Raw genomic sequence first — 10,036 nt, forward strand, 5'->3', positions numbered from 1 at the left:
GCAAGATGCTGGCTGACAAAAAGCTGACTTGCAAAGAAGCCACACTTTTGCGTGATCGCAAAAACTCGATTCGTTCTGCACTACCAAGGCGCGAAATCCTATGTTAGCGTTGCATCAAGATCATCTTGATGATCTACACCTCCAGCGCGGGCAAGCTGTGTTTACGGCTTCGCCCGTTCTTTTTGCGCTTCGCAACCACCTTAAAAATATGACCGATTTTTCCCATGCATAATCCCGCATCTGTTCGCGGCGAGGTTCTGGCTTTGTCGCCGCTCGCCATCATTCTCATCGAGATCGCCCTTGCCGTGGGAGGGTTCGGCATCGGTACCGGTGAATTCGTCATCATGGGTCTCCTGCCCGAGGTCGCCAAGACCTACGAGGTCAGCGTGCCCGTCTCCGGCCATGTCATCAGCGCCTATGCGCTCGGTGTCGTTGTCGGCGCGCCAATTATCGCAGTGCTCGCGGCCAAGATGACGCGCCGCAGTCTGTTGCTGTCGCTGATGAGCCTGTTTGCCATCGGCAACATCCTGAGCGCCATGGCGCCGGATTTCTACACGTTTACGGTTCTGCGCTTCATCACCGGCCTGCCGCATGGCGCCTATTTCGGTGTGGCCGCGCTGGTGGCCGCCTCGATGGTGCCGCCCAATAAGCGGGCGCGCGCCGTCGGCCGTGTCATGCTGGGCCTCACCATCGCGACACTGGTCGGCACACCAATCGCCAACCTGCTCGGCCAATGGCTGAGCTGGCGGGCCGCCTTCTATCTGGTCGGCGGCATCGGCGCCCTGACGGTTGCGCTCCTCTGGTATTTCCAGCCGCGCGACGCGGTGGCCGAAGGCGCCAGCATCAAGCGCGAACTTTCGGCCTTTGCCCGCGGGCAGGTCTGGCTGACGCTCGGCATCGCGGCCGTCGGTTTCGGCGGCATGTTTTCGGTGTTTTCCTACATCGCCCACACGACGACGGAAACCGCCGGCATGCCGGTCGCCATGGTCTCGGTCGTGCTTGCGCTGTTCGGCATCGGCATGAATGTCGGCAATATCGTCGGCTCGCGCCTCGCGGATGTGTCGCTCACCGGCACGATCGGCGGCACGATGATCTTCAACATCGTTGTCATGACCGTGTTCGGTTTTGCCGCCCAATATCCGGTCATCCTCTGCCTCTGCGTTTTCCTGATCGGCTGCGGTTTTGCGGCAGGCCCTGCCCTGCAGACACGCCTGATGGATGTAGCCGCCGATGCCCAGACGCTGGCTGCCGCCTCCAACCACTCCGCCTTCAACATCGCCAACGCGCTCGGCGCCTGGCTCGGTGGTCTGGTCATTGCAATGGGCTGGGGTTTTGCCGCCACCGGTTATGTCGGCGCCTTCCTGTCCGCGGGCGGTTTTGCCGTTTTCCTCGCCTCCATGGCGCTGGAGAAAAAAACGGCGGCTGCCGCCTGACATTGACACGAGTGAGATGAAAAGCCGCGTGTGGCGCGACCGATAGGCCCGCCGCACGCCTTGCACCCTTCCCGCCTGCGCGCCATGTTCTCCTCAACACAGATCGAGGATAAGAAAAATGCGCGCCGTCGGCTTCAACCAGAACCAGCCCATCACATCGGACACCGCCCTTCTCGACATCGACCTGCCGATGCCGGAAGCCACCGGTCGTGACCTTCTGGTCGAGATCAAGGCCATTTCGGTCAATCCGGTCGACACCAAGACCCGCAAAAACGCCGTGGTCGAGCCCGGCCAATACAAAGTGCTGGGTTACGATGCCGCCGGCGTGGTGAAAGCCGTCGGGCCCGGCGTCAAACTGTTCCAGCCGGGTGACGAGGTCTATTATGCCGGCGCGATCAATCGCCAGGGCACCAATGCCGAATATCATCTGGTCGACGAGCGTATTGTTGGCGCAAAACCGAAGACGCTGAGCTTCGAGGAAGCCGCCGCCCTGCCCCTGACGGCAATCACCGCCTATGAGGCGTTGTTCCACCGCATGAAGGTTCAGGACAAGGTGGCAGGCAGCTGGAACGCGGTGTTGCTGATCGGTGGTGCGGGCGGCGTCGGTTCGATCGCTATCCAGTTGTTGCGCGAACTGTCGGACGTAACAGTGATCGCCACGGCATCACGCCCGGAAACTCAAAACTGTGCGCGAACTGGGCGCCCATCACGTCGTTGATCACTCCAAACCACTTGCCCCACAGATCGCCGAAATGGCGATCGGTCAGCCGGGTTTCGTCTTCTCCATCACCCAGACCGACAAGCATCTGCCCGACGTGCTGGAGCTGATCGCACCACAGGGACGCTTTGCGCTGATCGACGATTCCGCCGATGTGATCGATCTGCGCCCCTTCAAGCGCAAGTGCCTTTCGGTGCATTGGGAAATGATGTTCGCACGTCCCGTCTTCCAGACGGCGGACATGATCGAGCAGCATAAGCTGCTGACCCATGTTGCCGAACTGGTCGATGCCGGAAAAATCCGCACCACGCTCTCGGATGTGCTGGGGCCGATCAATGCGGACAACCTGAAAAAGGCACACGCACTGATCGAAAGCGGCACGACCCGCGGCAAGCTGGTACTGTCGGGTTTCTGAAACCAATTGCTCGATATAGGTGTGCCCGCCGGAATTGCACTTTATCAATCCGTAAGAACGGATCATATTTCCCCGTCACTGTCTGAGGGGGAATATCATGGCAACGACACAGACCAACAGTTTCGGCAACCCGCTCGATGCGCTGACCGGCTCGACATGGTTCGGTTATCTGGCGCGCACCATCCTCACCTTTGCCTTCTGGGGAAGCGGGCTTTCCAAGCTGATCGATTTCAATGCCGGCGTGGCGGAGATGGCGCATTTCGGGCTGGAGCCGGCTGTCGTCTTCAACATCGCCACCATCATAGTCCAGATCGGCGGCTCTGCCCTCGTCATACTCAACCGCTGGACATGGTTGGGAGCCGGGGCGCTTGGCGTGTTCACGGCACTGACCATTCCGCTCGTCCACCATTTCTGGACGATGGAGGAGCCGATGCGCACGATGGAATTCCATGTCGTAGCCGAGCATATCACCGTCATCGGCGGGCTGATGGTCGTCGCATGGAAATCGCGCTGACGCAAAAAAGCCCGCCGGGCTGGCCGACAGGCTTTTTTAGAAATCAGATCCAGGATGATCAGGCCACGGCCTGAATGACCACAACCTTGGCACCGGTCTGAACGCGGCTGTAGAGGTCGATGACGTCGTGGTTCATCATGCGGATGCAACCGCTCGACATGGCGTGGCCGATCGACGATGGCTGGTTTGTGCCATGGATACGGAAATGCGTGTCGTTGCCGCCGCGATAGAGATAGATGGCGCGGGCGCCCAGCGGATTGTTGGGGCCGCCCGGCATACCGCCGGCGAGCTTGCGATAACGCTCTTCACGGCGCTGCATGTTGGCAGTCGGCGTCCAGGACGGCCATTCGGCCTTGCGGCCCACATAGGCGCTGCCGGCCAAAGCCAGACCGGCTTTACCGACACCAACGCCGTAGCGCATGGCGCGGCCACCGCCCATGATGAAATAGGCGCGGCGTGCCGGCGTATCGACGACGATCGTGCCCGGTGCATAGTTGGAGGCATAGGCCACTTCCTGACGGCGCAGTTCCGGATCGATCTTGTCGATCGGCACCTGCTTCATCGGGAACTGCTCGTTCGGCAGCGCGGCGTAGTTGGTCTGATGATTGACGGTCGTGGCACTGCATCCGGCGAGGAACAGCGGCAGGCCGAACATCAGGCCGCGGCGGGAAATCGACATGAATTGTGTCCTTGGTGAGTCGAGAAGATGTCCAAGGATTAGGAATTCATGGTTAATGAACCGCTAAGGAAAACTACCCTGTCAGCGATTTGTTAATGTGTGGGGCAAGATGGTGCGGAAGCGGGTAAAACATCCGCTGCATCACCCCAAGTATTTGCTCATGCAGGCTGCGAGTATGTTCTGGTTCGTGCCGATCGCTTCTCACCGACGTAAAGGCCCATAATCGTTAGTGTTACCGCCAGCAGGCCGGTTTTGTCGGTGCCGAACATGTGTGGTGAATATCGTTCCAAAACAATCGGAACGATCAAGATTGCGATCTGGACAACAACGATGACCGTCGCGGTCAGAGCCAGCGGCGCATCAGTGCGAATATTGTCTCTGTTTCGCCTGATGTAGGCGAGGACGAACAAAGGAATTGCGAACGCGGCCAACACGGTGTGGATCTCGGCATAATATCGACCGACGGTATGCACGATCGCAATCATCACCACGCCAAACCCATGTCCAAAAATCACGATCAATCTGAACATCAGTTCCGGTGCAGTCATGCCGACGATGTTGATAAGCACCTGAGCTGTCCAGATCGCCAGAACGAGCGGCCAGATCAGGATGTCGAGCGGTTCCTTGATCTGGTCAACATCTGTCCTGCCCTGCGGCACACAAGCAGATCGCCACAACGACAGCATCAGGCTGACAGCGGCAAAACAGAAAACGTAAAAGGCAGCGAAAATCAGCCAGCCATTCCCCGAGACCACGCCTGTCCGGCCTAGGTCCAGGCCCCAGCCTATCTGCGTCGGCAGGAATTCAAGGACCTGAACGGACAGCAACAGCCAGAAGCAATGGCGAAAGCCCGGCATAGGAAGGCGATAACACAAGATCACGCCGACTGCCGTCACTCCGGTAAAGGTCGCAAGCGTCAACCATAAGAAAGTATCCGCATTCCAGATCACTGCGCCCGATGCCCGCAAGCGTTCGATAAGATCATAACCATCGAGGAGACTGATCAACAACGCGACCACGCCGACTGTGATAATCTCGACATTACCAGCCCGTTGCTCCGGGCGAGCCCTCCGTCTTGCCATCAGACGAACCACTTCAACCAAAGTCAGAGCGCTAAAGATCGGCGCGATTCCGAGCGCGAAAATCGAAATGCCTTGCGAGAGAGTGCCACTCTGAGGCTCAAGCCTTGCCGGATCAAATCCCGGCAGCGGAATATTCCATGCAACGATCAGGACAAGCCCCACCAGCGCCGCCACGATAGACGAAATCCGTCTGCCGGCTCGCTGCGTCACGTCCGGCCTGTTGCGCCAGAGCCGCATGATGAGGCGAAAAAACACAGACCGGATCGGTCGCCGCCGCATCACCGACGAGCGCCATCGCCTGACAACGGCAGCCACCATGGTCGATGTGTTTGCGCGCACAACTGCGGCAGGGTTCCTGCATCCAGTCGTCGCCGCGATAGGAGTTGAAGGCGGAACTGTCGTACCAGATCTGCGACAGCGAGGCGTCGCGTATCGTCTGGAACTCCAGCGAGGGAATGCTTTCCGCCGCATGGCAGGGCAGAACGCGGCCCGACGGCGTGACGTTGAGGCCGCTCGAGCCCCAGCCGCCCATGCAGGCTTTCGGGTAACGTGCATGGTGGTCGGCGACGACGTAATCGATCACCAGCACGCCTTCCAGCCGTTTGCGCGCGTCCTCCACCAAGGCCGTGGTGCACTCTACCTGTTCCCGGGTCGGCATCAGAGCCGCCCGGTTTTTCTCCGCCCAGCCATGAAACTGCACGGTCGCCACCTCGATACGCCGCGCACCAAGCCTCACCGCCAGATCCAGCATGTCGCCGATCTGGTCCATATTCTGCTTGTGGCAGACGGCATTGACGGTCAATGGAACGCCGGTTGCCGTCACCCAGCCCGCGACCGCCATCTTGCGGGCATAACCGCCGCGATAGTTGCCGACACGATCGGCCATTGCCTCGGTCGAACCCTGGATCGACAATTGCACATGATCGAGCCCGGCATCGGCCAGTTCCGTCACCCGCTTTTCCGTAAGCCCGATGCCTGACGTGATGAGATTGGTGTAAAGCCCGAAGTCGGCCGCCGCCTTCGTCAGTTCGGTGAGGTCACGCCGCGCTGCAGGCTCGCCACCGGACAGATGCAGATGCAGCACGCCGAGTTCGGCCGCCTGCCGAAACGTGTCGATCCATTCGGCGGCGGAAAGCTCGTCCTGCCCCTTCACCAGTTCCAGCGGATTGGAACAGTAGGGACAGCCGAGAGGACATCGGTGCGTCAGTTCCGCCAGCATGGCGATTGGCGGAGACGGGCGTACACGCATGACCGGCGCTTTTGCCACCATGTTCATCGCGAAATCTCCAGCATGCGGCGATTGGAAAACGCACGGATGAAGGCGATCATATCGGCCAGAAATGCTTTCCTCGGTGCCCCGAACATGTCGGAAAATTCGGCCGCGATACCATCAAGCGCTCGTTTGCCATCCCTCGATTTTAAAGTGACGACGGCGATTTCATCCCGCGCCAGCGCCCGTTCCGGCGGCGGCAACGTCTGGCCGCTTGCCGGGTCGTCGAGCAATTCGACGCTGCGGGAAAGCTTCGCAAGCGCGCCGCCATCGATGACGATGTCCTTGCCGACGGAAGATGTTTGCTTTGCAGCCATGCGCCGGCTGATATCGAATGCGCTGCCCTCGCTCATTGTCGCCCTCAATTCTCATGCGGTTCGGCCTGGAAATCGCCTCACGCCTCATCCCGGCCGCCCGGAGGAGTCCGCGTCGGAGTGACATAGGCACAAAGCCGACGCATGCAGTTGCCAGCACAGGAGATCGGTCGTTAGGCGGGTGCGGCCGAAATCACATCCTGCTCTCCGCGTGTCCGCATGAGGAAGCAGGTATTTCAGCTCGAATTCGACGCCCTCAGAGCCTCATTGCGCAGCTGGCGGCAACCCCAGGCGCCCAGCCGTCTGCAGAGGGCGTAACGCAGCAGACGCCGGCGAAACAGTTGGCATAGATGCCGGTGGCATAAATAGCTGGCAATCGGGTTTGCGCGCAGATTGCTGCGCCACAAATCCGGATTGCGCTACGGTTGCACAAGCAGATACGGCGCGGCGTTCAGCATCAGCCATAGGCAGCATCTGCACCATCGGCACCGACACCAGTCAGGATCATGGCGGCGGCACGGTCTCGTTCCGACATGCCGCCGCGCAGTTACGGCAACCACAGCTCCACTGCGGCAAACCATTTCCCGCGGCAGCAGCCGGAACGAGAAAGCGTATCGACGCCTTTTTTTCCGTTCAAACCGTCATCCCGTGCTTAGAACAGGATCGGTTCGTCGCCATCGGCCGGCGCATATCGATTGATTTCCATGCCGCAGGTGACTTCCTTGAATTTAGGAGCATGCCATTTCATGAGCCTTCACCTTTCGTTGCTGGTCCTTCAGGGCAACGCTGCCGGACGTGTTTTTGACACCTTGGTGTTGCCGGTGCCGGGGAGAGGACACATCCGTCCGCTCCGGACGTATCGATCCGAAAACCGCGCGGGTTCTCAAGATGGATCGCAGGCGTGATGATAAGATTGTCTGCCGGTTTGATGCCGGCGACCAGGGGCGGTGACCATTTTGCCGTCGTGATGCAAGGCGGCTCGCCCCGTGGATAAAGCTGCACGGTCGGCGAGGACGCGGAGCCATCGGCGGTCGGCCAAGACATCCTCCCAGTGTCACGACCCGTTCAACACTCCATAGACCACAGATTGCATCGAAAAGCGGCAAGAGTAAAGACGTCAGCTGCTCACATTTGCGCGTCTCGATGACATAAGGGCCTGCACCACGGCCACATTGATCGCGGCAACCGTGGCGCAGGTGAGTTCGGCATTTCAATCTCAAAAATCGGTAGAGACCGAAATATGGCGCCATCCAGCCAGTATGGCCGCATCCGAGATGTGTTTTTCCTCGATCGCCCGCACCGTATCGCTGCCGAGCGGCAGACGCACCGGTGGATTTTCCGCATCAGCAAAGCTGATCAGCACATCGGCAAGTTTCTGCGGGTCACCCGGCTGGTTGTGACTGACGTTTGCCGCCAGCCGGCGCATGGCGCCCGCCGTTTCATCGTAATCTGCGATGATACCGTCACTGACCGACAGCGAGGCCGCATCGAGGAAATCGGTGCGGAAATAACCGGGCTCGACGGCGGTGACGTAGATGCCGAGCGGGGCAAGTTCGGCACTCAGCGATTCCGTCAGCCCTTCGACGGCAAATTTTGCCGAGGAATAGACACCGAAACCAGGGCCTGCACGATAACCGCCGATCGACGACAGGTTGAGGATGCGGCCAGAACGCTGCCGGCGCATATGCGGCAGCACAGCACGGGTGACCGAGAGAAGGCCAAACACGTTGGTGCGATAGATAGCCTCCACTTGCGATGCCGTGGCTTCCTCGACTGCGCCAAGAAGCCCGAAACCGGCATTGTTGAGAAGCACATCGATGCGACCGAAGCGCTCGACGGCAGCCTTGGCGGCGGCGACAGCCTGCTCCTCATTCGTGACATCGAGCGCCACGGCGAACAGATTTGCATGATCGCCAAAACGATCGATGACCGTTTGCGGATTGCGGGCCGTTGCGACGACATTGTCGCCCTTGGCAAGAGCCCGTTCGGTGATGAGAGCGCCAAAGCCGCGCGAGGCGCCGGTGATAAACCAGGTTTTCATGACGATGTCCCTTTCGAAGGATGGATGTTGCGTTTGCAGGGACAGAATTAGGCCTTTTCGATTGGCGCGATTAGCGGCATAGTTTTTATGACAATCATGAATTTGGCTCATCAATGCGCGCGACCGATCTTTCCGAACTGGCGGCTTTCGAGGCCGTTGCCCGCCATCGCAGCTTTCGCAAGGCAAGCGAGGAGCGTGGCGTCACGGCGTCGGCCATCAGCCATGCGGTGAGCAATCTGGAAGCGCGTGTGGGTATCCGGCTTTTGAACCGCACGACCCGTAGCGTCTCGCTCACCGATGCCGGCACCATGCTGCTGGCCCAGTTGTCGCCGGCATTCGGCGAGATCGGCTCGGCGCTCGATGCGCTCAACCAGTATCGCGACACGCCGTTCGGCAAGGTGCGCATCAATGCGCCAAGCTCGATCGCGCCCTTCGTACTCGGGCCGGTCATGGCGAAACTGATCCGTGAAAACCCGAACCTGCAGCTGGAAATCGTCGCCACCGACCGGCTGGAAGATATCGTAGAGGGCGGTTTCGATGCGGGCATAAGACTGGGCGAGAGCCTGCGCGACGGTATGACGGCGGTGAGGATCAATCCACGCCTTCGATTTGCCGTCGTCGGCTCACCCGCCTATTTCGAAAGGCGGCCGCTACCGCAGACACCTGCGGACCTGAAGAACCACATCTGCATCCGCAATGTCTATCCGAGCGGCACGCCTTATGCGTGGTCGTTCGACCGCGATACGGAAACCATCGACGTCGAGCCGACCAGCCCGCTGACCCTGCATGACCACGAGTTGATGATTGAGGCCGCCTTATCCGGCATCGCGCTCGCTTATGTCTGGGAAAACCGCGCCGAACCCTTTTTGCGCGATGGCAGGCTGGTGCGGTGCCTGGAACCGTGGTGCCCGCCGGAAGACTGGCTCTATCTCTATTATCCAACCCGCAAATACATGTCGGCGGGTTTGAGGGCTGTCATTGAAGCGATGCGGGTCTAACGAAAGAGGCGGGCCGCTCAGCCCGCCTCATCGAACGTCACATATTCTGATAAACCGGGCCTTCGGCGCCCTGCGGCGGGACCCAGTTGATGTTCTGGTTGGGGTCCTTGATGTCGCAGGTCTTGCAGTGCACGCAGTTCTGCGCGTTGATGACGTAGACCTCCTCGCCATCCTTCTCGACCCATTCATAAACCCCGGCCGGACAGTAGCGCGTCGAGGGCCCGGCATAAACGTCGTGTTCGGAGCGCTTCTGCAGGTCCATGTCCTTTACCTGGAGATGAACCGGCTGGTCTTCCTCATGATTGGTGTTGGACAAAAACACCGAGGACAGGCGGTCGAAGGTCAGCACACCATCCGGCTTCGGATAATCGATCTTCTTATGCAGTTTTGCAGGCTCGAGCGACTGCGCATCCGTCTTGCCGTGTTTCAGCGTGCCGAAGAAGGAGAAGCCAAAAAGCTGGTTGGTCCACATGTCGAGGCCACCAAGTGAAACGCCCAGCACCGTGCCGAGCTTCGACCATAGCGGTTTGACGTTGCGCACGCTCTTCAAATCCTTGCCGATCGGGCCGTCG

General features: G+C 59.8%; 10 protein-coding genes and 1 pseudogene. 4 read left to right on the top strand and 7 right to left on the bottom strand.

Translation table 11 applies throughout. The features are described from left to right. Positions 1–224 precede the first annotated feature (224 nt). The 3 genes and pseudogenes from GAO09_RS06530 to GAO09_RS06540 all read left to right on the top strand — a co-directional run bounded on the left by GAO09_RS06530 (position 225) and on the right by GAO09_RS06540 (position 3,080). Positions 225–1,433 carry an MFS transporter gene (locus GAO09_RS06530; protein ID WP_153353232.1) on the top strand — a complete coding sequence of 403 codons (1,209 nt, stop codon included), beginning with the start codon at positions 225–227 and terminating at the stop codon, positions 1,431–1,433. A gap of 118 nt (positions 1,434–1,551) precedes the next feature. Further along, positions 1,552–2,566 (top strand): annotated as a pseudogene (locus tag GAO09_RS06535) (zinc-binding alcohol dehydrogenase family protein). Positions 2,567–2,663: 97 nt separating this feature from the next. After that, positions 2,664–3,080, top strand: coding sequence for a DoxX family protein (locus GAO09_RS06540; RefSeq protein ID WP_153353233.1), 417 nt, complete (start codon positions 2,664–2,666; stop codon positions 3,078–3,080). 58 nt (positions 3,081–3,138) lie between these two features. On the opposite strand, the gene GAO09_RS06545 is transcribed toward GAO09_RS06540, so the two are convergent. The 6 genes from GAO09_RS06545 to GAO09_RS06570 all read right to left on the bottom strand — a co-directional run bounded on the left by GAO09_RS06545 (position 3,139) and on the right by GAO09_RS06570 (position 8,466). Beyond that, the gene (locus GAO09_RS06545; protein WP_153353234.1) at positions 3,139–3,759 is read right to left on the bottom strand and encodes a L,D-transpeptidase; all 621 of its coding nucleotides are present in this window, start codon (positions 3,757–3,759) and stop codon (positions 3,139–3,141) included. Between the two features lie 158 nt (positions 3,760–3,917). Continuing rightward, complete coding sequence (locus tag GAO09_RS06550) at positions 3,918–5,015, bottom strand: hypothetical protein (protein WP_153353235.1); 1,098 nt, start codon at positions 5,013–5,015, stop codon at positions 3,918–3,920. Then, the gene (gene pqqE / locus GAO09_RS06555) at positions 4,954–6,117 is read right to left on the bottom strand and encodes a pyrroloquinoline quinone biosynthesis protein PqqE (protein WP_153353236.1); all 1,164 of its coding nucleotides are present in this window, start codon (positions 6,115–6,117) and stop codon (positions 4,954–4,956) included. Before pqqE ends, GAO09_RS06550 begins: the two co-directional genes overlap by 62 nt. Next, the gene (locus GAO09_RS06560; protein ID WP_235937953.1) at positions 6,114–6,464 is read right to left on the bottom strand and encodes a pyrroloquinoline quinone biosynthesis protein PqqD; all 351 of its coding nucleotides are present in this window, start codon (positions 6,462–6,464) and stop codon (positions 6,114–6,116) included. The genes pqqE and GAO09_RS06560 overlap by 4 nt, the downstream gene beginning before the upstream one ends. Before the next feature lie 613 nt (positions 6,465–7,077). Continuing rightward, positions 7,078–7,173, bottom strand: a complete 96-nt coding sequence (gene pqqA / locus GAO09_RS06565; protein WP_153353237.1) for a pyrroloquinoline quinone precursor peptide PqqA — start codon at positions 7,171–7,173, stop codon at positions 7,078–7,080. Positions 7,174–7,641: 468 nt separating this feature from the next. Beyond that, a complete protein-coding gene (locus tag GAO09_RS06570) occupies positions 7,642–8,466 on the bottom strand; it encodes an oxidoreductase (RefSeq protein ID WP_153353238.1) in 825 nt (274 codons plus the stop codon). 113 nt (positions 8,467–8,579) lie between these two features. Between GAO09_RS06570 and GAO09_RS06575 the strand changes: the two genes are divergently transcribed. Continuing rightward, positions 8,580–9,464 carry a LysR family transcriptional regulator gene (locus tag GAO09_RS06575; RefSeq protein ID WP_153353239.1) on the top strand — a complete coding sequence of 295 codons (885 nt, stop codon included), beginning with the start codon at positions 8,580–8,582 and terminating at the stop codon, positions 9,462–9,464. A gap of 37 nt (positions 9,465–9,501) precedes the next feature. Here GAO09_RS06575 and GAO09_RS06580 read toward each other — a convergent pair. Next, the coding region (locus tag GAO09_RS06580) for a 4Fe-4S dicluster domain-containing protein (RefSeq protein ID WP_209018626.1) at positions 9,502–10,036 on the bottom strand (535 nt) is incomplete at its 5' end.

Origin of the sequence: Endobacterium cereale, from assembly GCF_009617585.1 — a bacterium.
GTDB lineage: Bacteria > Pseudomonadota > Alphaproteobacteria > Rhizobiales > Rhizobiaceae > Neorhizobium > Neorhizobium cereale.